Raw genomic sequence first — 26,447 nt, forward strand, 5'->3', positions numbered from 1 at the left:
AATTTATATTTGACTATTAATATTTCTAATTAATGGTTGACAAGATTACAAAATTTTATCAAATATTTAAAGAAACTAACTTCTATAAAAACATTTGGACTGACGCTGTTTGGAGTAAAGTTATATCTGCTGGAATCATTGCAATTTTAGGAAGCATTTGCGCTACTATATTCTTATTATGTAAAAGTTTAATTCTAAATATTTCATTTAGAGATTTGTATTCAAATTCACTTTTATTTTTTACTGAAAGTACAAGAATTAATAATACGCTAATTAGTTTATGTACATTAATAATTCTAGTTGCATTATTCTTTTTTTCAAAATCAATATACTTAAAATCTACCCTTTATAAAAGTAAGGATTATAGAAACTTTGAAGAAGAGCTTCCTTTAATTACAGAACATTCCACATCATTTTTTTCCTATAGAATAGCTAAAGCATTTCCTGGACAAAGAGGTTTAAGATGGTATGATGCTGAAGAAGCAAATAAAAGATTAAAAATTCTTTTAAAAGAACCTATAAGATTCAGAACAAATGGAAATTACGCAACTGGAGATCCAATTTGGTGGTTTAGAGGTCAAAGAGCAATGTTTATTGATATATTTAAGCCCTTAAGTAAAACTAAAATCTTATTAGGAATTGAACAAATTGAAATTGAAAAAATGGCTGTTTATGTTAGTGATTCATACTATAAATCCTTTATTTATATTCAAGCTAAGGCAGAAGAAACCACAGGAATTTATGATTTAAAAAAAGATGATATTGAATTATATAAAGAAATGTGGGGTTACTATACTGAGGAATATGGATTAATAGGAAAAAAGATAATTAGCAGACAAGAGTATGATGATGGTGCAGCAATAATTAATGGAAAAATTGTGGATGCATCAAATTCTGAACTTAGACTAAGACATCTTACGCCATATAATTTCATAATTGCGGCAAAGCAATCACCTTATAATAGTCGAAATTTTATGCGAGAAACTGGTGCTATGTTTGATGATTTATTAAAAAATAAACTTGAATTTGAAAGCTTTTTGATTTATTTGGATTCTTTAGAAAAGAAAGAATAATATCTCTTATTTTTCTCTATAACCTTATCCCAGGTATTATAACTAAAAATTAAAGAAACAATATTCTGCATTATACTTTTTTTTAAAAACAATTTTTAAAAATTATTGTAAATCACTTGTAAAACAAATTCAAAATCTTGATTTTCAAGCTATTAAAATATTACAAAAACAATCCATTTCATTTACAAATTAATCTTTGACAGCCTTGGTAGTTTTACATCAATAAAATTATCCAACATGAAAAAATTAATATTGACCGTTTTTGTTCTGACGACACTCACAATGTGCAATAAAGCAGAAATCCAAAGTGCAAATGAAACTATCAGCAATGCAGATTCGTTAATTGATAAAGCTTCAGAAAACGCAGAAAATTTTGATTCTACAGCTAATACAATTGTAGATTCAGTTAATCTGAAAGCTAAAGATCTTATCAAAAATAAAGAAGAAATTGAAAAAGCTTTTGACGACAGCAAGCAAAAAATCGATTCCATTTCCAAAGATGTTGAGAAATTTAAAAAAGAAATTGATGAGAAAAAAATCAGTTCCAATCTGGATTCGATAAAAAATTCAATAAAAAAAGAAATTCCGAAACCTGTAACGAAAACTGTAAATAAAATCGTTTACAGAGACAAACCAAAACCAGCTTCGATTATGAAGAAAGGCTATGTAGAAATTAATGTTGATGATATTGCAACCGGAAAATATTTGGTTCAGGAGCAAGTCCGAAAGTATGATGGCATCATCAAAACTGAAAATCTGATAAGTAATGATGAATTCCAGACCTACTATATCACAGCGAAAGTTCCGCTTCAGAAATTTGATTATCTAGTTGAGGAATTGGCAGATCTTGGAACTGTGAAAAATAAAAATGTTGAAATTGTCGGAAACGATTACAATCAAAACAGAATGTGCGACATCGAAATTACACTCTACGGCAACAAACTTCATCCAGCTGAAGATGACAAAGACAAAAGTTTCGGTTCAAAATCCATAGACGCAGTTTCCTCAGGCTGGGATGTCATTGGAAGCATTTTATTATTTCTCCTTCCCTTTTGGCCTGTATTTCTAATTGCAGGAATTGGATATTATTTCTACAAAAAGAAAAATAATAAAGATCAAAATATACCAGAGAATAAAGATACAAACCAGGATTCTTAAAATGAAAAAGACGCTTAAATTAAGCGTCTTTTTCTATAATAGAATAGTGTGTTTATTAGTTCATCAAGCTTTTGCTTAGATTAAGCGCATCTTGATTTGAACCATCATATTGCAATGATTTCGCAATATATTGTTTTGCTTTTTCCTTATCAGTATCCTTATCTTGGAACGCAATGAAGAAATATGCATAAGCTAAATTCTGTTTCGCAGCATCAATTTCCGCAGGTTTTACTTTAGCAATATATTGTTCGTAAGCCGCTTTTGCACCTGCATTATTCTTAGCAGATTGATTGGCATAGCCAATACTGTAGTAGGCTGGTGCCCAGTCCGGAATCACGGTTGTAATTTTATTCCACGTTGCAATTGCGGAGTTCCAGTCGCCTGCATCCTGATAAGCGGTTGCCAGTGTCACCATTGCCTGCGTATCATCTGGTTTTGAAGCAATTTGTTTTATAAGTGCATCAATTGTTGGATTTGCAGCGTTTGTTTGTGTTGTTGCGTTTGTTTCAGTTTTTACACTATCAGATGTTGTTTGCGTCGTTTGTGCATTTACGTAACCTGCTGTCAACATTGTTACTCCAAAAAACAAGCTTTTAATTTTCATTTCCGTTTTCATAACTTTTTGTTTTAATGTTGTTATAAGAATGACAACAACGGTTCCACAAACCCAAAAAATTTTCAAACTTTAAATTTTTTAAGACTTCGTTAACGAAAATCGACTCATAATTAAGAAAGTTTAAAACTCATATCGCATTTTAAGATTATTTTTTAAGAAAATTGGATTCACAGTTCAGTATTGGCATGAAAATTAGTATATTTACGTACTAAAAATTGACACAATTGGATATTAATTTACTAAAACAAATTATAGATCTTGCAGAAAAATTTGAAGATGAAACTATTAACAATGGTTACACTTGTGATATTGAAGGCTTTAAATCCTGGATCTCTAATTTTGAATTAAAGAAAAATCCTTCAACAGGTGCAGAACCGCAGTGGGAAGGAAAAGAAAATGGTAGAACAGCTGAAAGTTACATCAGCACTTTATTGGTTCACCTCAATAGATATGCTAAAAATTATTCTAAGTCAGCCATCGCTAATTCTGATTTTCATACGCAGGATGAGTTTAGCTATATGATCAATCTAAAAGCATTCGGATCTATGACGAAAACGGAACTTATTAAAAAGAATATTCACGATAAATCTTCCGGAATTCTGATCATTAATCGATTGATAAAACAAGGCTGGATAGAACAAACCAATTCTGCAATAGATAAGAGGTCAAAAGTGCTTCATGTTACGGAAGAAGGCGTTTCTGCGTTAGACAATCAAATGGAGAAAATCCGGTATGCAACCCAAATTGTGAGCGGAGATCTAACCCACACAGAAAAAATGGAACTGATAAGAATCCTTATTAAATTGGATAAATTCCACCAGCCCATATTCTCACGAAACATTGACAGCCAAAATCTTGTAGAAACGGTTTACAAAGATTATTCTTTCGGGAAAAATTAAAATATGAAGAAAAAAATTGCCATCATAGGTTCCGGATTTTCAGGAATTTCAGCTGCAGCTTACTCCGCAAAACTAGGTCACGAAGTTTATGTTTTCGAGAAAAACACCAGCGTGGGCGGACGTGCCAGAAGTTTCCAGAGTGAAAACGGGTACACTTTTGACATGGGTCCAAGCTGGTACTGGATGCCGGATATCATTGAAAATTTCTTTCATGATTTTAATAGAAAGGCTTCTGATTTTTACCAATTGGTTCCGCTAGATCCGCAATTTGAAATGGTTTTTTCTGATGGTTTGATGGCAATTCCTCAGGATTTTGATGCTATGAAAATTCTATTTGAAGAAACAGAGAAAGGCGCAGGGAAAAAGCTGGAAGAATTTATGAAAGATGCGCAGTTCAAGTACGAAGTCGGGATGAAGGATTACGTTACCAAACCATGTAATTCCTGGTTAGAATTTGTTTCGATTAAGATTCTAAAAAGTGCTTTCAGTCTGGATTTGTTAACAGATTTCAGCCAATTTGTTCGGAAATATTTTTCCAATCCAAAACTGATAACGCTGATGGAATTTCCTGTGATCTTCCTCGGTGCAGCACCAAAAGATATTCCGGCCTTATACAGTTTGATGAATTACGGCGGTTACAAATTAGGAACCTGGTATCCGATTGGCGGCTTCATCAAAATTATAGAAGCGATGCAGGAAATTGCTGCTGAACAAGGTGTTAAGTTCCATTTAAATGCTGATGTTGAGCAGATTGTCATTAATGATAAAAAAGCAAACGCAATCATAGTCAACGGAGAAAAAATTGAATTTGATTCCATTATTGCATCTTCCGATTATGAACATACAGAGAGCAAATTGTTGGCAAAAGAATACCGGAATTACGATGAAGATTATTGGAAAAAGAAAACCTTTGCGCCTTCCTGTCTCATATTTTATCTTGGAATCAAAGAAAAAATCCCGAATCTGAAACACCACACATTGTTTTTCGAAAATGATCTGGATCTACACACCAAGGAAATTTATGAAGATAAAAAATGGCCTTCCAAACCTTTGTTTTACGTTTGTTGTCCTTCCAAAACCGACAAAAATGTAGCACCGGAAGACTGTGAAAATGTGTTTTTATTAATGCCAATTGCTACCGGAATTTCAGATTCTGATGAGATGCGGGAAAAATATTTTCTGGAAATGATCAGCCGATTGGAAAAACATACAAAGACAGAAAATTTAGCTTTAAAAATTGATTATAAAAGAAGTTACTGCATCAATGATTTCGAAAAGGATTATAATGCTTTTCAGGGAAATGCTTACGGATTAGCCAATACACTAGCCCAAACAGCAGTACTGAAACCTTCTCTCAGAAATAAAAAAATAAAAAATCTATTTTATACAGGACAATTGACGGTTCCAGGCCCAGGTGTTCCACCAAGCATCATCTCCGGAAAAATTGCCGCAACAGAAGCCAATAAACAAATAACATCTAGCTATGAAAAAACTATTTGATGACCTATCCTTCAAGATAAGCAAACAGACCACAAAGCAGTACAGCACAAGTTTTTCGCTGGGCATTTTGGCATTATCTTCCAAGATCAGAAATCCAATTTACGCCATTTATGGCTACGTAAGATTGGCGGATGAAATTGTAGATAGCTTTCATGGTTTCGACAAACAGAAGCTTTTGTCCAGATTTCGGGATGAGACTTTTTTGGCTCTGGAAGAGAATATTTCCCTCAATCCTATTCTGCAGTCTTTCCAAGAAACGGTCAGTAGATATAAGATAGACCACGATCTCATCAAACAATTTCTCAATAGTATGGAGATGGATCTTCATAAGATTGATTATAATTCAGAACTTTATAAAGAGTATATTTTGGGTTCGGCAGAAGTGGTTGGTTTAATGTGTCTTCATATTTTTGTTGAAGGTGATAAGCAGGAATTTGAAAGGTTAAGACCTTTTGCAATGATGCTTGGATCGGCTTTTCAGAAGGTGAATTTCCTTCGGGATATGAAAGATGACTACGATGTTTTGGGAAGAACTTATTTCCCGAATGTTGATATCGCAGCGTTTGACAATCAGGTGAAGGCCGAAATAGAAAAAGAGATTGCATTTGAATTTCGGGAAGCTCTGGAAGGAATCAAAAAACTTCCGCCTTCTTCCAGATTCGGCGTTTATCTGGCTTACAGATATTATATTTCTTTGTTTAAAAAGATTAAGAAAACATCTGCCAGTAAAATTATTAATCAAAGAATCAGGATTTCTAACAGCAAAAAGATAACGCTGATGATGGGTTCTTATCTGGAATACAAAATGTTTTCTATATGAAAATCTTGAGCTTTGTGGTATTTTTTCCTATTTTTATGAGTACACAGACTTTGGATCTTGATAAAATAAGAAATGACTATCATAACGCCATTTCTGAAAAAGAATTATGCAGACAAATGCTGCAGACATTTGAAAAAAATGACAACAAAAATATCTATTTAGCTTATTATGGTGCATTGCAAACCATCTGGGCAAAGCATACCAACAATCCATTTGAGAAACTAAAAAGTTTTAACAATGGTAAAAGAAATCTGGATAACGCGATAAGCCAGCAGCCGGATCTTTTCGAAGCCCGGTTTTTGAGATATGCAATACAAAAAGAAAGTCCGGCATTCCTGCGGTACAAAAATGATATGAAAGAAGACAGGGATTTCCTTATCAAAAATATAAGAGAAATCCAAAATCCTTTTCTAAAAAAAATGGGTTATCAAATTTTAAAAAATTGAACAATGGTACATACATTAATAAGAACACAACAGATAAATTGTGATATCCAGGAGGCTTGGCAGTTTTTTTCGTCTGCTAATAACCTCGCTGTCATCACCCCAAAAGATATGAATTTCACAGTTATTACAAAACTGAAAAATGATGAGATCTACGAAGGAATGCATATAGACTACACAGTTTCTCCGGTACTGAATATTCCGATGAAATGGCAGACTCAAATTACACAAGTAGATTTCCAGAAAAGTTTTACAGATTTTCAAAAAAAAGGACCTTATAAATTGTGGAATCATTTCCATGAATTTGTTCCCAATGAAAATGGAGTTTTGATAAAAGATACGGTAACTTATGAGCTTCCGATGGGATTTTTAGGTGAAATTGCTCACAAACTTTTTGTGAAAAATAAGCTTAAAAATATCTTCGATTACCGACACGAAGTTTTGGAAGTAATGTTCAACAACAAAAGAGAAAGCAAATGAATTTCCTGATTATACTGGCCACTTTTTTCCTTATGGAAGCTTTCACTTGGGTTATTCACAAATATGTGATGCACGGTTTTTTGTGGTCTCTGCACAGAGATCATCATGACCACAGTAGTGATCCTCCGTTGGAAAAAAATGATTATTTCTTCGTTATTTTTGCGATTCCTGCAATTGTGCTGATGTACATTGGAACGATGAATGATTTTGATATCTGGTTCTACATTGGAATTGGAATTACACTGTACGGAATGTCGTATTTCTTTGTTCATGATATTTTTATTCATCAGCGTATAAAGTTTCTAAAGGATACAAAAAACCCCTATCTACTGGCCATAAGACGTGCTCACAAACAGCACCACAAACATATTAATAAGGAAGATGGCGAATGTTTTGGATTTCTTTGGGTACCGGTAAAATATTTTAAAATGTATTTTAATAAAGACAAAGCCTGATGATCCAATATACTTATCTGCTGATTAACTTTTTTACAGTCATCATCTGTTTTATTTTTTCTTTTCATCTTAAGATCAAATTCTACAGGCATTTTGGTGCTTTTATCAAAGCGTCGCTTTTGGTAGGTTTGGTATTTATTCTCTGGGATATTTGGTTTACGAAAAATGGTGTTTGGTGGTTTAATTATCGGTATTTAATAGGATTAAAAATTTCGGAATTGCCAATTGAAGAAATTATGTTTTTCATCTGCATTCCTTTTTCTTGCGTTTTTACCTATTTCTGTCTGGACAAATTTTTCAAACTTGATTGGAAACCCAGTTCTGAAAAAGTATTTGTTGTGATCGCATCCATTATGTTTTTGGGAATTGCGCTTTATTATCACGATAGAATTTATACTTTCGTTACATTTCTGTCGGCATCAATTAGCCTGTTGATACTAAAATTTATTTTAAAAGTAAATTGGATTGGAAAAGCTTCTTTCATCTATTTAATTTTAATGCCGGGATTTCTCGGAGTTAATGGAATCCTAACCGGAACAGGTCTGGACTCTCCTATCGTGAATTATAATCCCGAAAATTTCATTGGCTTCAGAATTCTCACAATCCCGATTGAAGATGTATTTTACGGCTACGAGATGATTCTTTGGAATTTGTTTTTGTTTTTTAAATTTAAAAAAAATGATTCTGAGGGATTGCAAGAAGATATTAATTGAATCAGATTAAAGCCTGTAACCAGTTCCTATCTGTGCCTAAATATTGGATATCGGGAAACTGATTCCTATAAATAAAGATGGAAAAGCAGACCGTAAACCTCCATTTATCACGAAATTCATACAAAGCTTCAGCGCCCAGAGAAGAACTAAAAGTCGAATTACAACTTTTAATCTTGCGAATATTATCTGGCAAATTGGGAATCAATAGTGAATTCCTCGATGTCAGCTTTAGGATTTAAGGGTTCTTCGCCGATGCAAGACACCAAAAAAAGCATTAGGAAAAGAAAAATAGCTTTTCATTACCTTTTTGTTAATAAAAATTACTGTAATTTCCTTACAGAGACGTTGGGCTGCTCACCTGCGGGAACAATGAAAATAGCATTGTCATTTACAGAATCGCCAATATCCAAATAATATGCAGCGATAATAGGAATGACAGAGCTTTCGTACTTACCGTCTTTTGTATAAGCCCAATAAGTCACATTCACATTTTGAGGCTTTAGTTTCAGATCCAGTTTTTTGGAAGTCAATTTTGCGCCGGTTGCATTCATGCAGTTTAGCTCAACAAGTGCCGTATTCATAACAATTTGTGGAGCGTTGCTCATTCTTAGGTTATAGCTTTTTGGAGAATTATTGACGAGCGTACCAGAAACCTTGTACCTGTCAAAGTTTTTGCCGCCCACGGTTATAGATTCTTTGTTTAAGATGTTAAAAGTTACAGCAAGTCCATTCAGATCAACTGTTTCGCCGTCAGCAATTTTTTGAGCACTCAAAAAAGGAAAAGTACAAAGCAAAATTAATATTGCTAAAGAAGTCAGATTTTTCATATTTACTTTATTTTTTAATTAGAAATTGTAGACTTTTGAATCATTAGGATCTTTAAAAACCAAGATCGATTTGGGATCGGGTTTTGAGCTGCTGTCTTTTGCCACAGAAGGATTTGAAGGATATTTTCCATTAGCAAATTCTAATGTTTTCCAGGCATTTCTGCTTTTTACCATCAAAACATTCCATCTATTTTTGGTTTCAGGGCTTATATAAATTGGTGTTTCCGTAACTGTAAAGCGGGTAATGATGTTGAGATCTGAATCCAGCAAAAGAAGAGAACAGCCACCTGTTCCGCAAAAATATGGTGAGAAAAAATTGATAAAAACCTCTTTTTTCCCATCATCATTCAGGTCAATTTCCTGAAAGCTGAATTTACGATCATTGCTGTCCAGCAATTTCAAATCTTCCGGCTTCAAATATTTTGACTTGATGACTTCCTTCAATTTATCAGCTAAAGAATCCGATTCTAAGGTTGTCGTTGCATTAGAAATTGTTTTGGTTTCAACTAAAGAATTTTTGCCAGAGTCAGCATTGGAAGAAGTGTCGGGCTTGTTATTTTTACTGCAGGAAACATTGGCACAACATACTAAAAATGAAAAAACAACATTTATAATTGCACCATTTTTCATAATAATAAATTATAATTACTAAATTAAAAATTTTATTTGAGATAATGCTTAATTCAATAACCTACAAACTGAATTTAACATAATAACTTTTTATATTAATTGATATAAGATTTCAAATCATCAGTGCCAGGGAAATTATTTTCAATTATTAAAGGATTCCTGAGCATCCCCATCCCTGATTTGCTTAAAAATTACAACGCAATGATGAGTTTAACTTATATTTCTTCCAAAAAAAACGATGGCAATACCTATTGCTTTTGACAAGTTGAAAATTTTTAATTAATAAATAGAAACAACACATTACATTTTAAAGAAAACCTCGAAAAGCAATCTGCTAATCGAGGTTTTTAAATATATAATTAAAGGTTTAGTGTCGTTACTTTACGATCATTTTCACAGTGTAAAGTTTGTTCGAGATTATCTTCAAAACATAAACACCTTTTGGCAAACTTTGATTGATGATAGAAGTCGCATTGTTATTGATATTTTTTGAGGAATAAAATAAACTTCCTGTCATATCATAAACATCGATTTTCTCAATTGGATATTTTGCTTTGATGTAGGTTCTTTCTCCGCTGTTAACCGGATTCGGATAAACCTGAATGCCGCTTTCTGATGAATTGTTGTTCGTCCCAAGCGTCTCACCTACTACTTCAAACTGAACTCTGTTCGAAACTTCATTATAAGAATCATTGGTAAACATCACAATGAAGTAACTTCCCGGCTCAGTCGGTAATTTATCTGTCGGAATCTCAGCATTTCCATTGGCAATACCATTAAAATACGTGTAACTTACCAAAGGATCGATATTTGGGTTGTCATCTTTGTGATAAATTCCCAACCAGTCTTTCACAATTCCGGGAGAATCTGTCCAAGTTGCCATAATATTTTCGTTCAGGTTATAAATCGTTTTGTTAATCATTAACTGTGTGATGTCATCTCCAATTTGGAAAAATATTTTGTTACCTACAGCTGTGTAACCGTCTTCAAGAAAATACTGTGCAAAGTAATAACCTTTGGAAAGTCCTGTGATGTTGAATGTTCCGCTGGCAGTTGTCACATAAGTCCATTTTGGGGAAGTGACAGCGGAAGAAGGTACAGTTCCCACTTTGTAAACACCTACCCAATCTTTGGACATTGCCGGTGCATTGGCGTAAGTCAGTTTTACCGTTCCAGTTACAGGATATGTATTTTGATCTGTTGCTAAAGAAACAGGCGGTCCAACGTAGAATGATTTTCTTGGAGCAATTTCTGTATAACCGTCATTCGCTAAAAGTGTTGCGTAGTATTGTCCTTTATTAGGTAATCCAGAAGAGAAAGTCATACTTCCGCTCACTTGTCCGCTGGTATATTTCCACGTTTGAGAAGGATTGGCAGAACCTGGTGTTTGTCCTTTTTTATAAATTCCGATCCAGTCTTTTGCATTTCCCGGCGTATCTGTAAAACTAATTTTAATGGGTTTATTCTGCTCATATTCTGTAGCGTCGGGAACAATCTGAGTATTCAGAACAGTGCTGTTGATGATTTTGAAAGACTTTACATCACTCCAGTCCGACCATTTTAGGTTTCTGTCTCTGTGTCTTACTTTTACATAATAAATACCGTTGGTCAAAGCGTTTTTAATAATGGTAGCTTTTGTAATATCAATATCAGCATTGATGTCTTTGGATTGATCTGCCCTACTTCCTACTGGACCGAAAAAATTCTCATAATCTCGGTAAACATCTTTTTCAATCACACTGAAGTCCGGGGTTTTTGACAATAAAAACTCAGTTGTGTTCAGCAATTCATCTGAATTAGTTTGATAGGCAGAGCTTTCTATGGTAATTGGCAACTCCATTTCCTGACCGGAGTAATTGTTTGTAATTGTTGGTTTCTCTGGAGCCGGTTTATTTTTATAATGATGAAATGAATCCATCAAAACATTATCTTTCCATTCGTAAACACTTCCTATGGAGTAAGCTTCGACATCAAAAGTTTTGTTAACAGTATCAACATCTATAATCTGATAAATCCAGTTTGAAAGTGTTTTCTGAACATCGTCAAAGTCCTGCTCTGTCGACATTCCCCAATACTGATCCCAGGCAACACCACCTGAAATGATCTGATACGTTGGAAAATTCTTCAATTGGCCCCTGTGATACAAATGATGATGTGCGCCGATATGCAAAATATGTTTGGAACTTGTATTCATTATTGGCATCACGGTATTTCTGATCCATGTTGAAATATCGCCTACATATTGCTCTGCCTGATAAGGTCTGTGGCCCAGAGAAACAATCCATTCAACTGTAGTATCCTGATTGGCAAGCGGTAAAATTTTATTAAGCCAAATAACCTGATCATTAGATGGATGTTCCGTGTCGAATGCAATAAAAAGCGTATTTCCAACTTGTCTGGCATAATAAGCTTCTGAACCGGAAGAAATGCCTTTATAAGTGACATCATCCAAAATATAATGATCGTAGTAAGCCTGCATTCCCAATGTTCCATAAGTTTCGTGATTTCCTACCAGCGTTTGGATTGGCAAAAATCCGGATAGTTTTTTGTTTTTTGAGAAATGAACATTTTCGTAATGATCCAGTGTTCCCACATCTACCTGATCTCCCACCATTACAGTCATCGCAATGTTGTCTGAAGGATCCTTGTCATAACCCCATTTCTTAGCGATTTGGCGTTTGGCAGCAGAAACTAAAGAGTCATATCTTGGAACACCCTTCATCTGATTGTCTCCCATAATCAAAAACCGGAGGTGACCGTCAACCGTTGCAGCTTGTCCCGGCAAAGGCAATGTTTTGAAAGAATAAATTTGTGAAGTACTGCTTCCTGTTTTGATTCTGTAATAGTATTTTGTGTTGGCAGTCAGGCCATCAATCTTTACAGAATGATAATAGTAATTTGCAGGATATCCGGTATCGGTTAAGATTTTGTTGGTTCCTGTTTTTGTTAAAGTTAACTGATTCTGAGAAGAACCGTACTCAACGATGGTTTCTGCATTTCCTGAAGTTTTCCAATTCACATAGATTGAAGTTGGTGAAGGTGCCTGCAAATAGGGAAATAATTCCTGTGCTGATGAGATTCCGAAAATCAGCATCAAGGCAAATAATAAAATAGATTTCATTTCTTTTCTTTTATAGATTTGCCGTAAAACTATCATTGAAGTATTACCTTATTAGTAATCAAATTTTAATTATGAATGAACTTTTTTAGTAATACATAAAAGTGTTTAGAAGAAATATTAACAATGTAATCGTATTCTCACAGGTTAATATCATATAAAATTAATATAGAAAAAATAAATACTGAAAATCAATGATTTAATAAATCTCATTATAAAATCGCATTTTTTATCTCGAAATCTTAGCAGTTATAATCTTTTTATTTTTAGCATTTAATTACAGATTATATCAAAATGTGATGCGTCACTGAAAAAAATCGGAAAATTTGTTAGCTGAAAAAGCAAAAACCACCTACATTATTTTGTAAGTGGTTGATTAAAAGTGGTCCCACCTGGGCTCGAACCAGGGACAACCTGATTATGAGTCAGGGACTCTAACCAACTGAGCTATAGGACCTCGTAAAATTGGTTAAATTTTGTGTTTGCAAAAATAGCAAAATTTCTTTATCTACAAAACGTTTTGTGGTTTTTCTTGACACAATTCTACCAACACACCATTCGTAGATTTGGGATGAAGGAAGACAACTAATTTGTTATCAGCACCTTGTTTAGGTTCTTCGGAGATGAAAATAAATCCTTCTTTTTTTAATCTTTCTATCTCGATTTGGATATTTTCTACACCAAATGCAATGTGATGAATTCCCTCTCCTTTTTTATCAAGGAATTTTGCAATCGGACTTTCGGGATTTGTGGCTTCCAGAAGTTCTATTTTACTTTCTCCAAGTTCATAAAAAGAGGTGGTAACGCCTTCCCTTTCTACAGATTCCTGTTTGTAATTTGCTTTCCCTAAAAGTCGGGCAAACAAATTATCTGAATTCGAGAGAGACCTGACAGCGATGCCGAGATGTTCTATTTCCATTATTGTTGTATTGAATTCTAAAAAATATTTGTCTGATTAAAAATTTAATTGACAAAATTTGATTGGATGACAAAATCCCTAGCCCCGATAGTAGTGGAAATCCTTTTTTGCGGGGACTCACTCCCTTTTGATTGGCTAAATTTGATGCAAAAAAGATTGCAACGGATAGCGGGATTTAGCTCCTAAAAAAAAATGTCAAAGTTCAAATATTGCAATTTGGAACTTTGACAAATTTGGTTTCTATTAATTGAATCCTTCGATGATTTTTGCGAAATCTTCGATTTTAAGCGCTGCGCCGCCAATCAATCCGCCGTCAACATCTGGTTGGGAGAAGATTTCTTTGGCATTGTCCGGCTTCACGCTTCCGCCGTAAAGGATGGAAACCTCGTCCGCCACTTCTTTGCCGTACTTGTCAGCAATCAGGCTTCTGATGTACGCGTGAACTTCCTGCGCTTGCTCTGCAGTTGCCGTTTCGCCTGTTCCTATGGCCCAGACTGGTTCGTAAGCAATCACTACTTTTTTGATTTCCTCAGCAGATAAAGTGAAAAGTGCGGTTTCTGTTTGGTTTTTTACGACTTCGAAATGTCTTCCGGATTTTCTCTCTTCCAATTTTTCGCCGTTGCAATAGATTGGCGTCAGACCTTTGTCCAAAAGTGCTTTTACTTTTCTGTTTGCGTGGCTGTCTGTCTCTCCGTGGAAAGTTCTTCTCTCGGAGTGCGACACCAAGCTTCCGTCTGCATCGATAGAAGCTAACATATCTACAGAGATCTCGCCTGTGTAAGCGCCACTCGCATATTCTGAAATATCCTGAGCAAAAACGCCCACTTCCCCATTTTTGAAAACTTCCTTCGCAGCAGTAAGATACAAAGCCGGCGGTGCGATGAAAACCTCGCAGTTTGTGGTGTTATTTTTTTTGTATTCTAAAAGCTGAGCCATTAATTCCTGTGCTTCAGCATAAGTTTTGTTCATTTTCCAGTTTCCTGCAACAATGTTTTTTCTCATTTTGATATTAATTTAAATTCCAAAGGTTTTTTAGAAGGATGTAAAATTTGTGTTCGTCATCGCTTACTTTGTTGTCAGCTTTGATGAGTGCTTTTGCAAATTGGATAAAGTCTTTTCTTTCAGCTTCGGTGGAATCTTCTTCGTAACATTTAGCGTGGAATTCGAAATGATCCTGCCATTGCTCCGCAGTTAATTGAGCAATGATTTCCAACTCGTCATCCAAATCGATACGGAACGGAAATTCTTCCGCCATATATTCCTGAATTTTAAGACCTTCTTCTGCTTTTATAATTCCATCAACAGCTGATAAAATCATTAGTAAATGATAGCCTGCTATGGGTTTGTTTGATTTTCTCATTATATAATCTATTCTTTATTTAAATAATCTTTTGCTCCCAATTTCTCAACCACTTTTCCTTTTTCCAAAATTAGAACAAAAGGATTGCTTCTGGCGATTGTTTTGATGGCAATCTCGTCCATAAGGTAGTTGGGGATTTGTTTGTAAAAACCGGGTTGAGTACTTACTCCGATAACTTTTGCTTTTTCTGATAAAGCTTTGGTTTCTGTTTTTTTGACTAATTCCGAAGCGGCTTCTTTTGGTTTGTAGGTAAATATAAGAATAACTCTCGGCTCCTTCAAAATATCGTCTGTGAAAGGATTTCCGTTCTCATCTTCGATTTTAAATTTAGAAACTTCGGATTCGTAACCTTTTTTGCTGAGTTCCGTTGTCGTTTTTCCCTCTTCGATCTGCCAAGTGGTATCTTTCCAATATTCTTTATTAATATATTCGTCCTGATCTACTTTTTTGACTTCATTGGTTTTGCTGTTTTTCAATGAATAAAAAGTTTTGTATTCTGAAGGATCTTTGGCAATTTTTTCTTTTTCGGCAGCTAAATCTGTCCCGATGGCGTAAGCACGGAAATCTATCATCGGTTCGTGGAAAATTCCTCGGTACATCACGAAAAACATAATCAGAATGAAAACGCTTAACAAGGGTAATTTTCCAAATCTTACCACTTCATCTTCTTCTCTTTTTCTATAAAGGAATGCTAATATGATTAATAAAACCAAAAGCGTAATATCTTTCCAGAACGATTGCCAAGGCGTGAATTTTAACGCATCTCCGAAACATCCACAATCTGTAACAACATTATAATAAGCTGAATAGAATGTCAGAAATCCAAAGAAAACACACAGCGCTATTAATGCATAAATGGTTTCTTTTAGTTTAATTTTCATTAATAACATAAAACCTAAAATCAGCTCCAGCAAAACCACAATGATAGAAAGTGCCAAAGCATATTTTTCCAGAAATGGCAGATCAAAAACAATGGGTGAAAAATATTCTTCCAATTTAAAAGAAAATCCCTTAAGATCTACCGCTTTTACAAATCCGGAAGCGATGAATATGATGGAGACAATGTAGCGTAAAATTGTTTTCATAGTTTTTTTTAGCTATTAATTTTTAAATTTAATCAAACAGAAAACTGCATAATTCAGCATATCAAAATAGTTGGCATCCAAACCTTCAGAAACCAAAGTTGCTCCATTATTATCTTCTATCTGTTTGGTTCTGAGAACTTTTTGATAAATTAAATCTGTGATAGATGAGATTCTCATTTCGCGCCAGGCCTCGCCGTAATCGTGGTTCTTACGTTCCATCAATTCTTTTGCTTTTTGGGCGTAAGAATTGTAAAGTCTTATTGTTTCTGCTTGGTCAGCATTGATTTCATCAGAAAAACCTTTCTCTAACTGAATCAATCCGATGATGGAATAATTCACTATTGCAATAAATTCATCCTCTTCACTTTCGTCCACCATTTTTACATCTGTCATCTGCAAAGTCCTTATTCTGCTGACTTTTATATAAATCTGATCTGTAATGGAACTTGGACGCAGCACGCGCCATGCGGTTCCATAATCTTTCATTTTTTTCTGAAATAAGTCTCTGCAAATCGTAATGACGCTATCAAACTGAGCGGATGTATTGGGCATAAATCTGTCTATTGGTTCAAAGATACAAATTTAGTTCATAGTTGAAAATTGAAGGTTATCAGTTTTTGTTCAATTCAAAATAACTTATCACTAATACCTTAAAACTCATAACTATATTTTATTTTTGTTTAATGAGTTTTTCCTTTACCAATTCTGACAATTCCAAATTCTTTTCTATTAATTGCAATGGCAGATTGATCGATCTGTCGAAACCAAAATTAATGGGAATTCTGAACTTAACGCCCGACTCCTTTTCTGATGGCGGAAAATTTAATAATGAAAAAAATGCGCTGAGACAAGCGGAAAATTTGTTAAAAAACGGTGCAACAATTATTGATATCGGCGCACAATCTACCCGACCAAAAGCCGAATTTTTGAAAGCTGATGAAGAAATCAAAAGGATTGGAAATGTGATTTCATTAATTAAAAAAGAATTTCCGGAAAGTCTGATATCGCTGGATACATTTTATTCAGATGTCGTAAAATTTGGCTATGATGAAGGAATTGACTTGGTGAATGACATCTCTGCGGGACAATTTGATTCAAAATTAATAGATACAGTTTCAAAAACAGGCTTACCTTATATATTAATGCATATCAATCCAAGCTATGAAGTAATGCATGAGAAAATTAAGTACGAGGATATTATTCTATCGATCAACAGTTTTTTTTCTTATAAAATATCAGAATTGAAACAAAAAGGAATCAAAGACATTATTCTGGATCCTGGTTTTGGATTTGGGAAAACCGTGGAAGATCAATATAAGATGATTGAGGATTTTGAATATTTTGGTTTTGGAAAGTATCCTGTATTGGCAGGAATTTCAAAAAAATCATTTATTTACAAACCCCTTGGAAAACTGGCAAATAATGTTGAAAAAGAAACTTTGGATCTGCATTTGAAATTAATTGGAAAGGGTGCAAAAATCATCCGTCTACATGATCCGTACGTTCTGAATATCTAACTGTTTTTTCACAATTCATATTATCTTTATGCTCCTGAATCAGTCTATTACCTATTATCAATCTCATTAGTACGTTTAGGATAATTAATTAATCCAGAGTAAAGTTAAAACACAGATTTTTTTAATTTAATAACGTTTGTTAAATTACATTAATACTATTCTTTATAATTAATAGTTACATATTATGTTAAATTGTAAATAAATTTTTAAAAATTAGTCAAAAAATCAACGATGGTTTGGTTTTTTTTCATAATTTTGAAATGAATCAAAAAAATAAATTTAACATTATGAGAAAAATTCTATTTTCTTTATTTGCAACGGCAGCATTATTTTCTACCGATGCAATGAAAGCACAAACTGTATTATTCCAAGACGACTTTGAATCGTACACAGATTTTGCGATTGCCAATGTGGGAAATTGGACACTACTGGATGTAGATGCTAAACCTACATTTGGATTTACTGGCGTTACATATACCAATGCTGGCGTAGCAAAATCTTTCCAGGTTTTCAATTCAACATTGACTACACCACCTTTAGATCCTACTGACACATCAGACTGGACTGCCAGATCAGGTGTTAAAACAATGACGAGTTTTGGTGCGAACTCTGCTCCTTGGAGTAATGACTGGTTGATCTCTCCTCAAGTACAGGTAACAGCAGGCCAGGGAGCGACTTTAAGTTTTTGGGCAAAAAGCTGTGATGCTACTTATGGTGCTGAAAAGTTTAAAGTTTTGGTTTCTACAACAGGAACTGCAGCGGCAAACTTTACAGCAATTACACCTGTAATCACAACTCCTTCAGATGTAACTTGGCATGAATACACTTACAGCTTAAATGCTTATTCTGGCCAACAAATTTACGTAGCAATCCAATGTACATCAGATGATCAGTTTGGATTTGCTGTAGATGATTTCAAAATAGTAAGTGCTGTTCTTCCAACTGTAGCTCCAAATTGTGCTACACAGGTTGCGCCTGCAAACGCTGCGACCGGCATTAGCTATTTAACGCCTGCAACTCTATCTTGGACTGCTCCTACAACAGGAGAAACTCCTTCAAGCTATGATGTGTTTTTTGGCACAACTGCAAATCCTACAACTTTATTAATAAATACAACAGGGACCAGCACTACAGCTACAGGACTTTTGGCTTCTACGACATATTACTGGAAGGTAATTGCTAAAAATTCTGCAGGTTCTGCAACTGGATGTTCAGAATTCTCATTCACAACAGCTGCTAACCTATTTGCTCCATATTGTGGACCACTTGTATATTCTAGTGGTGTTGAGCCAATAACTTCAGTTGTTTTTGGTGGAATGACAAACACTTCTGCTGCGGCTTTAGGTGGAACAGCACACGAATCATTTGTAGATAAGGTGGCTGCAGTAAACAGAGAGGGAAGTTTCCCAATCAAATTACAAGGTAATACTGGTGGGAATTTTACAACCAAATTTATTGTGTTCATTGACTGGAACCAAGATGGTGATTTCTTAGATGCGGGTGAAACTTATTTTGACACTGCAGCGACAACTGTTCAAGTAGTTAACTCTACAGGTGTTGACAGTAAAGAAGCCGTAGGAAACATCGTAGTTCCTGCTGGTGCAATGCTAGGAAACACAAGAATGAGAATTAAGAAAAACTTTAGCTCTACAACCTTCTACCCTAACCCTTGTTTCTCAGCAGGTACTCTTGCAGCTGGAGCAAATACTGGATATGGACAAGCTGAAGATTATACAGTGAATGTAGGTGAGAAATTAGCAGTTTCCGAAACTTCTAAAAACAGTATCAAATCTTATCCAAACCCAGTTAAAGACATCTTTAATATTGAGGCTCAGGGTAAAATCAAAACTGTAAAAGTTTATGATGCTACAGGTAAACAATTATTCACAAAAGACTTGAGTGAAGCTAAATCTCAAATTGATTTCAGCAGATTCAACGCTGGTGTTTACGTTGTGACTACTTTATTGGAAGACGGAACTTCTACTTCTACTAAAGTGATCAAGAAATAATATTTTCTAAAATAACAATTTCAATCCCGTCAAATTTTGACGGGATTTTTCATGTCAATTTCTTTCTAATTTTTACAATTAAAGCATAAATCAACAATAAAATCCAAATTAATTTGAAAATAAAACAATTGTTTAGATAATTTTGTTAACTTTGAAATTAACCAAAAAAATAAATTTTTATTATGAAAAAAAATCTACTAAAATTAGCATTTTTGACTCTGCCATTATTTGGCTTTGCTCAGACTTACTGCGGACCTCTGACATTTACAAGTCAGGTAGAACCAATTTCTCTGGTCAATTTTGCAGGAATTAATAATTCTACCAGCGCAGAAATTGATGGAACGCCCTCACACGAATTTTTCCTAGACCAACAGGGAACTGTCATCAAAGGATTATCTTATGACATTACATTGAAAGGAAACACCAACGACTTCGTAGAGTTTGGGTTGGAATTCAGCAGTAATTTCATGGTATTTGTTGACTGGAATAAAGATGGTGATTTTGCGGACGCAGGAGAAACCTATTCAGCAGGTGAAATTACAGGATCTACAGGAACAGACAGTAAACAGCTGGTATATTCTATTTCAATACCAGCAACTGCAACTCCAGGATCTACGAGACTGAGGGTTAAAAAATTATTCGGAACCACAAACCAGAATGATCCGTGCTTAGGAACATCTTATGGGCAGGCAGAAGATTATACGCTTAATGTTTTAGAAGCTACTGCTTGTACTGGAGCGCCTGTGATAGGAACGTCTACTGCTTCTGTTTCAAATATATGCCTGGGGACATCTTTCTTGCTTAACTCAACCACAGCAGCAACTTCCGGCTACAAATACCAATGGCAAAGCTCCACAGACAGCGGAACGACTTGGACTAATTTGGGAGCTTCCCAGAACTTTCCAAATTACACAGTGGCTTCCCAATCTGTAAGCACACAATATAGATTGATAGTAACTTGTACAGACACCAGCCAGACTTCTACATCGAACGTTGTAACGGTTACGCAAAACGCAGCAAATCAATGCTATTGTACCAATGCCATTAATTTCAATTGCGCAGATGGCGATGTTATCCAGAATGTTACTTTTGGCGGAATTAACAATGATTCACAATGTGGCTCCACAACAACAGGATATTCTAACTATACATCATCTGTTTCTCCGGCTAATGTAACTACAGGAAGTTCTGTTGAATTCTCAGCGAAAGTAGGGCCTTCTGGAGACGGCTGGCTATATGAATCTGTAGGTGTATGGATCGATTATGACCAAAATGGTGTTTTTGATTCTAATGAATACACATACATCGGAACTGGGCTAAACGAGGTTCTTACTCAAAATATCACCATTCCGGCAGGTGCATTATTAGGAAACACAAGAATGAGAGTTGTAGTTGCAGCATCTACAGCAGAAGCATTCACAGATGAATACAGATGTGGACCACTATTAGCGAATAACAATTATGGTGAAATGGAAGATTACACGGTAACGATAGGAACACTTGCAGTTTCAGAAACTTCCAAAAATAGTATCAAAGCTTATCCAAACCCAGTTAAAGACATATTTAACATCGAGGCTCCGGGTAAGATCAAAAATGTAAAAGTTTATGATGTTACCGGTAAACAATTATTTACCAAAGACCTGAATGATGCTAAATCTCAGATTGATTTCAGCAAATTCAACGCTGGTGTTTATGTTGTTACAACTTTATTAGAAGACGGAACTTCTACTTCTACGAAGGTGATCAAAAAATAAAATTTTTAAAATATTAAATTTAATCCCGCCAAATATTGGCGGGATTTTTTTTATGCTAACTGTTTGTAGTTTAGAAAAAAGTTGTACTTTTGCAACTCGAATTTTTAATTAATAAATTAACATTATGAACAATTACGAAACTGTTTTCATTTTAACTCCCGTTCTATCTGATGCTCAGGTGGAGGAAGCAGTGAAAAAATTTGAAGATCTATTGACTTCAAACAATTGCGAAATCGTTGCCAAAGAAAATTGGGGACTTAAGAAATTAGCTTATCCTATTCAATTGAAAAAGAATGGTTTTTACACACTGATCGAATTCAAAGGAGAAGGAACTGTAGTTGCAGATCTTGAAACTGCTTTTAAACGTGATGAGAGAGTGATCCGTTATTTAACAACTAAGTTAGATAAACACGCTATCGATTACGCAGTAACAAGAAGAAGCAAAATCAAATCTGCTAAAGCTTAATTATTAACCTTTTAAAATTTTAAAATCATGGCAATAGATGATATGGCAAAACAAGCCTCTGCCGGAGGCGAATCTGAAGTAAAATTTCTTACTCCACTTGATATCAATACAAAAACTGATAAAAAGTACTGTAGATTCAAAAAATTTGGAATTAAGCATGTAGATTACAAAGATGCTGACTTCCTTTTACAATTTGTAAACGAACAAGGTAAAATCTTACCAAGAAGATACACAGGAACTTCTCTTAAATATCAGAGAAAAGTATCTGCAGCTATCAAAAGAGCAAGACATCTTTCTTTGATGCCTTACGTAGCAGATCTTTTGAAATAAGACAAAAATAAATAAAGGAAGTAGGTTCGCCTGCTTCTTTTGTTGCTGAATAAATCAATTAATTCTAACGATTTAGATAAGAGATAAAAGATAAGAGATAAAAGATTTTAAATCTTGCTTCTTGACTCTTTGTTCTTGGCTCTAAAACTAAAACGGACAACAACAATGGAAATTATCCTAAAACAAGATGTAGAGAACTTAGGACTTGAGTTCGATACAGTAAATGTAAAACCGGGTTACGCTCGTAACTTTTTACTACCTCAAGGTTTTGCTTTATTAGCAACGCCTAAAAACAAAGCAGCTCTAGAGGCTACTTTGGAATCCAGAAAAGAAGAAGAAGCTAAATTGGTAGCTGCTGCAAATGCTGTAGTTGATCAATTGAAGAAAACATCTATCGTTATTCCTGCAAAAGTAGGTTCTGGCGACAGATTATTCGGTTCTATCAATAATGCTGACCTTGCTGCTGCTTTGGCAAAAGCTGGTGTAAACGTTGATAAAAAATATATCAAAATCCCTGGAAACACAATCAAAAGAACTGGTACAGTGACTGCATTGATCAGACTTCACAGAACTGTAGAGTACAACTTTGATTTTGCTATCGTTTCTGATGCTCCGGTAGAAGCTCCTAAACCAGCTGCTCCAAAAGCTAAAGTTGAGGAAGAAACTTCTTCTGAAGAAGCTTAATTAGATTTCAAAAATCATAAAAAAACCATCCCGATTTTCGAGATGGTTTTTTTTTTAATGTATTTCTAAGATTTATTCGACTTCCAAGCGTTGAAAAATGTCTTAACTTTCGCTAAACTGTAGCCACTTCCCTCTTCCAGAACCGCACTGTCCTGAGTATGAATTTGTTTACCATTTTCATCCAAAATGATAAAAACAGGATAACCAAATTTATCTCCCGGATTTCCGTAGCTTGTAAATATTTTTTCATTTTTATTTTCCGGAGACCAGTTCAAATGGTAATAAACATAATTATCATCTACCAATTTTTTAAGTTCGGGCGTCTCCTGTACGTAATTATTAAATCTCAAACACCAGATGCACCAGTTACCACCAGCCTGAATCAAAACATTCTTATGCTCTTTTTTAGCAAGGGCAACAGCATTTTTAATTTCTAACTCGGCATTGGCTTCCGGATGGTAAGGCTTGGGAAGCTTTGCCTTTTCTTCCGCCGCAGCTTTCTTTTTCGCTTCCATCTGTTCTTTGGTAATCGGAGTTTCCGCAGTCTGCGCATTCAAAGTAGAAAAAGTGACCAAACTTCCAATTAATACCGTTTTTATAATTGATTTTTTCATTTAAATTTATTTATTGATTTTTACAACATCAAATTTAAACAATTATCCAGCCATTTTTCAGTATATTTGCCAATAAACACGATCGTTTGAATCAATTTCTCTTTAATATATTATTAGTTATTTCAAAATTACCTTTGAGGATATTATATATATTTTCAGATGTTTTGTTTTTCATTAATTATTATATTATTGGTTACAGAAAAAAAGAGGTTTTGGAGAATCTGAAAAATTCGTTTCCCGAAAAATCTGATGAGGAAATTAAAAATATTTCCAAAAAATTCTTCTCCAATTTCTGTGATTATCTTGCTGAGATGCTTAAGGCATTTACAATCAGTAATGTAGAATCCAGGGTCAGAATGCAACATTTGAATCAAGATCTTTTCCACGAAGCTAAAGCAGAAGGTAAGAACATAATTCTTCTGTCAGGTCATGTTTTCAATTGGGAATGGTTTAATGCTTTGAAAACAATTGTTCCTCAGGAAAATTCACATCCTGTCTACCGGAGAATGAGCAGTAAATTTTGGGAAGAGAAAATCAAAATGATTAGAAATAGATTTAATAATAAATCTTTGGAAGCCAACGATGTGATAAAACATATTTTTCGCAATCCAAATGACGGTAATTCTATTTATATGTTTGTTGCAGACCAGACTCCGAATATTAATTCAGTGAACTACGGACTTAAGTTTCTGAATCAGAGAACACCAGCATTTGTAGGTTATGATAAACTATCCACAAGGATGGATATGGTTTTCATCTTTTGCGAAATGAAAAAAGTAAAACGGGGTTATTATCAGGTCAATTATCACAGAATTTATCCCGACGGAGAAAAATTTGTAGAGCATGAAGTTGTAAAAAAGTTCCACGAATTACTGGAAAATACCATCAAAAAAAGACCAGACAATTGGCTTTGGTCTCACAGAAGGTGGAAATATAAAGACTCAATAAAAACCTACGAAGATTAGATGACTGTCGCAATTGCCATCCTAAACTGGAACGGAAAAAACTGGCTGGAAAAATTTCTTCTTTCCGTACTAAAATATTCTTCCGAGGCAGAAATTTACGTTATAGATAACGCTTCAACGGATGACTCTATTCAATTTTTGAAAACAAATTTCCCAACGGTTAAGATTATTCAAAACCAAAGAAATTCCGGTTTTGCAGCTGGTTATAATGAAGGTTTAAAATCCATCAAATCAGACATATACTGTTTACTCAATTCTGATGTGGAAGTTACAGAAAACTGGATCTCGCCAGTCGTACGATTGTTTTCAGAAGATCAGACTATTGCAGCAATCCAACCAAAAATTATGGATTACAATCAAAAAGATAAGTTCGAATTTGCTGGCGCCGGAGGCGGATTTATTGACAATTTGGGATATCCATACTGCCGCGGCCGAGTATTTGACGATATTGAATTTGATAACGGACAATACGACGATGAAACAGAAATTTTCTGGGCATCAGGTTGCTCTCTTTTTATCAGATCCGAGGATTTTTGGAAAATGGATGGTTTTGACGAGAGATTCTTTGCCCATCAGGAAGAAATTGATCTTTGCTGGAGACTAAAAAACTCAGGAAGAAAGATCTATTACACAGGGAAATCTACAATATACCATGTTGGTGGTGGAACATTAAAAAAAGAAAATCCTAAAAAAACCTATCTCAATTTTCGGAATAATCTGACGATGATGCTTAAGAATCTACCATCTCCAAAAGCTTTTTTTATCTTGTTTTTGCGACTTCATCTTGATGGTTATGCGGCATTTTATCTGGCTTATAAAAATGGATGGCGATTTCTCTTGGCTGTCCTCAAAGCGCACGTCTATTTTTACATCCAGCTTCCAAAGTCAATTCAATTACGACAAAAACATCAGATTGATCCTTATTATCAGACAAAATGGTTGATGTTTAAACATTTTTTAGGATCAAAAAATAGTTAATCAATGAACTTCATAGCCCTAGATTTCGAAACTGCGACTCACGAGAAAAACTCAGCATGCGAGCTGGGAATCTGCATCGTGGAAGATGGCGTGATCAAAGAAACCAAATCTTGGCTCATAAAACCACCCTCTTTTCCTTATTTCAATTACCACAACGTTGCTGTCCACGGCATCAATCCGGAAGATGTCCGCCACTCTCCTACTTTTGGCGATATTTGGTACGAGATAGAGAATTTGATGTATGGCAATCTGATGATCGCTCACAATGCATCTTTTGATGCTGGCGTTTTACGTGGATGTCTGGATCATTATGGTTTTTTCACGCCAAAAATTAATTATTTGTGTAGCATTGGCGTTGCGAAAAAGGCTTGGAAAGATCTGAAAAGTTATGGATTGAAAAGTCTGGCGGAACATCATCAAATAAATTTCAACCACCACAGAGCAGATGCTGATGCGGAAGTTTGTGCAAAGATTTCCCTTTTAAGTTTCGAAAGGTTAATGATTTCCAGAAACGATGAGATTAAAGAAGTATTTAATAAAAAGATTAAGTTCCTATAAATAAGCTTTAAAAGCTTATTGAAAATTTGACAATACTAATTACTCAAAACCTCCGTAACCAAATTAAACTTCGGAATACTCACATTGAATGTACCCTTCTCAAAATTCTCAAAAATATAATATCCTTCCATATTTCCAACACCAGATTTTAAGATCACATTTGAAAAATAATTAAAGGTATCACCACTTTCAATCACAGGGGTTAACCCAATCACGCCGGCACCTTCAACTTCTGTAAATCCAAATCCAAGATCATATATGGTCCACTTTCTGGAAAGCAATTTTACAGGAAGGCTTCCAAGATTCTCAATTTCAATATTATACCGGAAAACAAAACGGTTTTCAGAAGGATAACTGTTAAAATTGTCATACTCAGTCGTCACACTGACTTTTATTTCGGAAGTATTTTTTGACACCATTTTATTAGATTTAATTTTGAGATACAAATATCCCGCCGATTATTTGATTAAAAAATT

At 34.6% G+C, this 26,447-nt stretch carries 29 protein-coding genes and 1 tRNA gene; 18 read left to right on the forward strand and 12 right to left on the reverse strand.

Translation table 11 applies throughout. The features are described from left to right. The first annotated feature begins 32 nt into the window (after positions 1-32). Both OPU68_RS05615 and OPU68_RS05620 read left to right on the forward strand, forming a co-directional pair. The gene (locus OPU68_RS05615; RefSeq protein ID WP_498473022.1) at positions 33-1,073 is read left to right on the forward strand and encodes a hypothetical protein; all 1,041 of its coding nucleotides are present in this window, start codon (positions 33-35) and stop codon (positions 1,071-1,073) included. 237 nt (positions 1,074-1,310) lie between these two features. Then, entirely contained in the window at positions 1,311-2,231 is a 921-nt protein-coding gene (locus OPU68_RS05620; protein WP_498473023.1) for a DUF4349 domain-containing protein, read from the forward strand. 55 nt (positions 2,232-2,286) lie between these two features. Here the strand turns inward: OPU68_RS05620 and OPU68_RS05625 are convergent, their stop codons facing one another. Then, on the reverse strand, positions 2,287-2,847 hold the full coding sequence (locus tag OPU68_RS05625) for a tetratricopeptide repeat protein (RefSeq protein WP_498473024.1): 561 nt from the start codon (positions 2,845-2,847) through the stop codon (positions 2,287-2,289). Between the two features lie 224 nt (positions 2,848-3,071). Between OPU68_RS05625 and OPU68_RS05630 the strand changes: the two genes are divergently transcribed. The 7 genes from OPU68_RS05630 to OPU68_RS05660 are packed head-to-tail and all read left to right on the forward strand — an operon-like array spanning position 3,072 to position 8,157. Beyond that, on the forward strand, positions 3,072-3,746 hold the full coding sequence (locus tag OPU68_RS05630) for a MarR family winged helix-turn-helix transcriptional regulator (protein WP_498473025.1): 675 nt from the start codon (positions 3,072-3,074) through the stop codon (positions 3,744-3,746). Positions 3,747-3,749: 3 nt separating this feature from the next. Beyond that, a complete protein-coding gene (crtID, locus tag OPU68_RS05635) occupies positions 3,750-5,246 on the forward strand; it encodes a bifunctional phytoene desaturase/3,4-desaturase (RefSeq protein WP_498473026.1) in 1,497 nt (498 codons plus the stop codon). Then, positions 5,230-6,066 carry a phytoene/squalene synthase family protein gene (locus OPU68_RS05640; protein WP_498473027.1) on the forward strand — a complete coding sequence of 279 codons (837 nt, stop codon included), beginning with the start codon at positions 5,230-5,232 and terminating at the stop codon, positions 6,064-6,066. The genes crtID and OPU68_RS05640 overlap by 17 nt, the downstream gene beginning before the upstream one ends. Then, on the forward strand, positions 6,063-6,512 hold the full coding sequence (locus tag OPU68_RS05645; protein WP_498473028.1) for a hypothetical protein: 450 nt from the start codon (positions 6,063-6,065) through the stop codon (positions 6,510-6,512). The genes OPU68_RS05640 and OPU68_RS05645 overlap by 4 nt, the downstream gene beginning before the upstream one ends. 3 nt (positions 6,513-6,515) lie before the next feature. Beyond that, entirely contained in the window at positions 6,516-6,989 is a 474-nt protein-coding gene (locus OPU68_RS05650) for an SRPBCC family protein (RefSeq protein WP_498473029.1), read from the forward strand. Continuing rightward, positions 6,986-7,444: a sterol desaturase family protein gene (locus tag OPU68_RS05655; RefSeq protein WP_498473030.1), complete on the forward strand. Its 459-nt coding sequence runs from the start codon at positions 6,986-6,988 to the stop codon at positions 7,442-7,444. Before OPU68_RS05650 ends, OPU68_RS05655 begins: the two co-directional genes overlap by 4 nt. Then, on the forward strand, positions 7,444-8,157 hold the full coding sequence (locus OPU68_RS05660; RefSeq protein WP_498473031.1) for a lycopene cyclase domain-containing protein: 714 nt from the start codon (positions 7,444-7,446) through the stop codon (positions 8,155-8,157). Before OPU68_RS05655 ends, OPU68_RS05660 begins: the two co-directional genes overlap by 1 nt. Positions 8,158-8,477: 320 nt before the next feature. On the opposite strand, the gene OPU68_RS05665 is transcribed toward OPU68_RS05660, so the two are convergent. The 9 genes from OPU68_RS05665 to OPU68_RS05705 all read right to left on the reverse strand — a co-directional run bounded on the left by OPU68_RS05665 (position 8,478) and on the right by OPU68_RS05705 (position 16,648). Then, positions 8,478-8,984 carry a hypothetical protein gene (locus tag OPU68_RS05665; protein WP_498473032.1) on the reverse strand — a complete coding sequence of 169 codons (507 nt, stop codon included), beginning with the start codon at positions 8,982-8,984 and terminating at the stop codon, positions 8,478-8,480. A gap of 18 nt (positions 8,985-9,002) precedes the next feature. Then, entirely contained in the window at positions 9,003-9,614 is a 612-nt protein-coding gene (locus OPU68_RS05670) for a COG3650 family protein (protein ID WP_498473033.1), read from the reverse strand. A gap of 376 nt (positions 9,615-9,990) precedes the next feature. Further along, positions 9,991-12,735 carry a fibronectin type III domain-containing protein gene (locus tag OPU68_RS05675; protein ID WP_498473034.1) on the reverse strand — a complete coding sequence of 915 codons (2,745 nt, stop codon included), beginning with the start codon at positions 12,733-12,735 and terminating at the stop codon, positions 9,991-9,993. A gap of 380 nt (positions 12,736-13,115) precedes the next feature. Continuing rightward, positions 13,116-13,189: transfer RNA gene (locus OPU68_RS05680), tRNA-Ile, on the reverse strand. 51 nt (positions 13,190-13,240) lie between these two features. Further along, positions 13,241-13,651 carry a methylmalonyl-CoA epimerase gene (mce, locus tag OPU68_RS05685; RefSeq protein WP_498473035.1) on the reverse strand — a complete coding sequence of 137 codons (411 nt, stop codon included), beginning with the start codon at positions 13,649-13,651 and terminating at the stop codon, positions 13,241-13,243. Positions 13,652-13,894: 243 nt separating this feature from the next. Next, positions 13,895-14,653, reverse strand: coding sequence for a triose-phosphate isomerase (tpiA, locus tag OPU68_RS05690; protein ID WP_498473036.1), 759 nt, complete (start codon positions 14,651-14,653; stop codon positions 13,895-13,897). 7 nt (positions 14,654-14,660) lie between these two features. Continuing rightward, positions 14,661-15,011: a tellurite resistance TerB family protein gene (locus OPU68_RS05695; RefSeq protein WP_498473037.1), complete on the reverse strand. Its 351-nt coding sequence runs from the start codon at positions 15,009-15,011 to the stop codon at positions 14,661-14,663. An 8-nt stretch (positions 15,012-15,019) separates the two neighbouring features. Then, on the reverse strand, positions 15,020-16,096 hold the full coding sequence (locus OPU68_RS05700; protein WP_498473038.1) for a BT_3928 family protein: 1,077 nt from the start codon (positions 16,094-16,096) through the stop codon (positions 15,020-15,022). 15 nt (positions 16,097-16,111) lie between these two features. Beyond that, positions 16,112-16,648: a DUF1599 domain-containing protein gene (locus OPU68_RS05705; protein ID WP_498473039.1), complete on the reverse strand. Its 537-nt coding sequence runs from the start codon at positions 16,646-16,648 to the stop codon at positions 16,112-16,114. A gap of 131 nt (positions 16,649-16,779) precedes the next feature. Between OPU68_RS05705 and folP the strand changes: the two genes are divergently transcribed. The 6 genes from folP to rplI all read left to right on the forward strand — a co-directional run bounded on the left by folP (position 16,780) and on the right by rplI (position 22,856). Continuing rightward, positions 16,780-17,613 carry a dihydropteroate synthase gene (gene folP / locus OPU68_RS05710; protein ID WP_498473040.1) on the forward strand — a complete coding sequence of 278 codons (834 nt, stop codon included), beginning with the start codon at positions 16,780-16,782 and terminating at the stop codon, positions 17,611-17,613. Positions 17,614-17,900: 287 nt separating this feature from the next. After that, positions 17,901-19,622: a T9SS type A sorting domain-containing protein gene (locus tag OPU68_RS05715; RefSeq protein WP_498473041.1), complete on the forward strand. Its 1,722-nt coding sequence runs from the start codon at positions 17,901-17,903 to the stop codon at positions 19,620-19,622. Between the two features lie 182 nt (positions 19,623-19,804). Next, a complete protein-coding gene (locus OPU68_RS05720; RefSeq protein WP_498473042.1) occupies positions 19,805-21,376 on the forward strand; it encodes a T9SS type A sorting domain-containing protein in 1,572 nt (523 codons plus the stop codon). A gap of 124 nt (positions 21,377-21,500) precedes the next feature. After that, positions 21,501-21,842: a 30S ribosomal protein S6 gene (gene rpsF, locus OPU68_RS05725; protein WP_028122361.1), complete on the forward strand. Its 342-nt coding sequence runs from the start codon at positions 21,501-21,503 to the stop codon at positions 21,840-21,842. A gap of 27 nt (positions 21,843-21,869) precedes the next feature. Next, complete coding sequence (gene rpsR / locus OPU68_RS05730) at positions 21,870-22,172, forward strand: 30S ribosomal protein S18 (RefSeq protein WP_028122362.1); 303 nt, start codon at positions 21,870-21,872, stop codon at positions 22,170-22,172. Between the two features lie 165 nt (positions 22,173-22,337). Further along, complete coding sequence (rplI, locus tag OPU68_RS05735) at positions 22,338-22,856, forward strand: 50S ribosomal protein L9 (protein WP_498473043.1); 519 nt, start codon at positions 22,338-22,340, stop codon at positions 22,854-22,856. A gap of 65 nt (positions 22,857-22,921) precedes the next feature. Here rplI and OPU68_RS05740 read toward each other — a convergent pair whose 3' ends face one another. Then, positions 22,922-23,470: a thioredoxin family protein gene (locus OPU68_RS05740; protein ID WP_498473044.1), complete on the reverse strand. Its 549-nt coding sequence runs from the start codon at positions 23,468-23,470 to the stop codon at positions 22,922-22,924. Between the two features lie 86 nt (positions 23,471-23,556). Between OPU68_RS05740 and OPU68_RS05745 the strand changes: the two genes are divergently transcribed. From OPU68_RS05745 to OPU68_RS05755, 3 genes are read left to right on the forward strand one after another with little or no spacing between them, the layout of a single operon-like run. Continuing rightward, complete coding sequence (locus OPU68_RS05745) at positions 23,557-24,435, forward strand: lysophospholipid acyltransferase family protein (protein ID WP_498473045.1); 879 nt, start codon at positions 23,557-23,559, stop codon at positions 24,433-24,435. After that, positions 24,436-25,413: a glycosyltransferase family 2 protein gene (locus tag OPU68_RS05750; protein ID WP_498473046.1), complete on the forward strand. Its 978-nt coding sequence runs from the start codon at positions 24,436-24,438 to the stop codon at positions 25,411-25,413. A gap of 3 nt (positions 25,414-25,416) precedes the next feature. Then, entirely contained in the window at positions 25,417-25,971 is a 555-nt protein-coding gene (locus OPU68_RS05755; protein ID WP_498473047.1) for a 3'-5' exonuclease, read from the forward strand. A 35-nt stretch (positions 25,972-26,006) separates the two neighbouring features. Here OPU68_RS05755 and apaG read toward each other — a convergent pair whose 3' ends face one another. After that, complete coding sequence (apaG, locus tag OPU68_RS05760; protein ID WP_498473048.1) at positions 26,007-26,390, reverse strand: Co2+/Mg2+ efflux facilitator ApaG/CorD; 384 nt, start codon at positions 26,388-26,390, stop codon at positions 26,007-26,009. Positions 26,391-26,447 lie beyond the last annotated feature (57 nt).

The sequence above is a fragment of the Chryseobacterium sp. TB1-D10 genome (assembly GCF_059803555.1).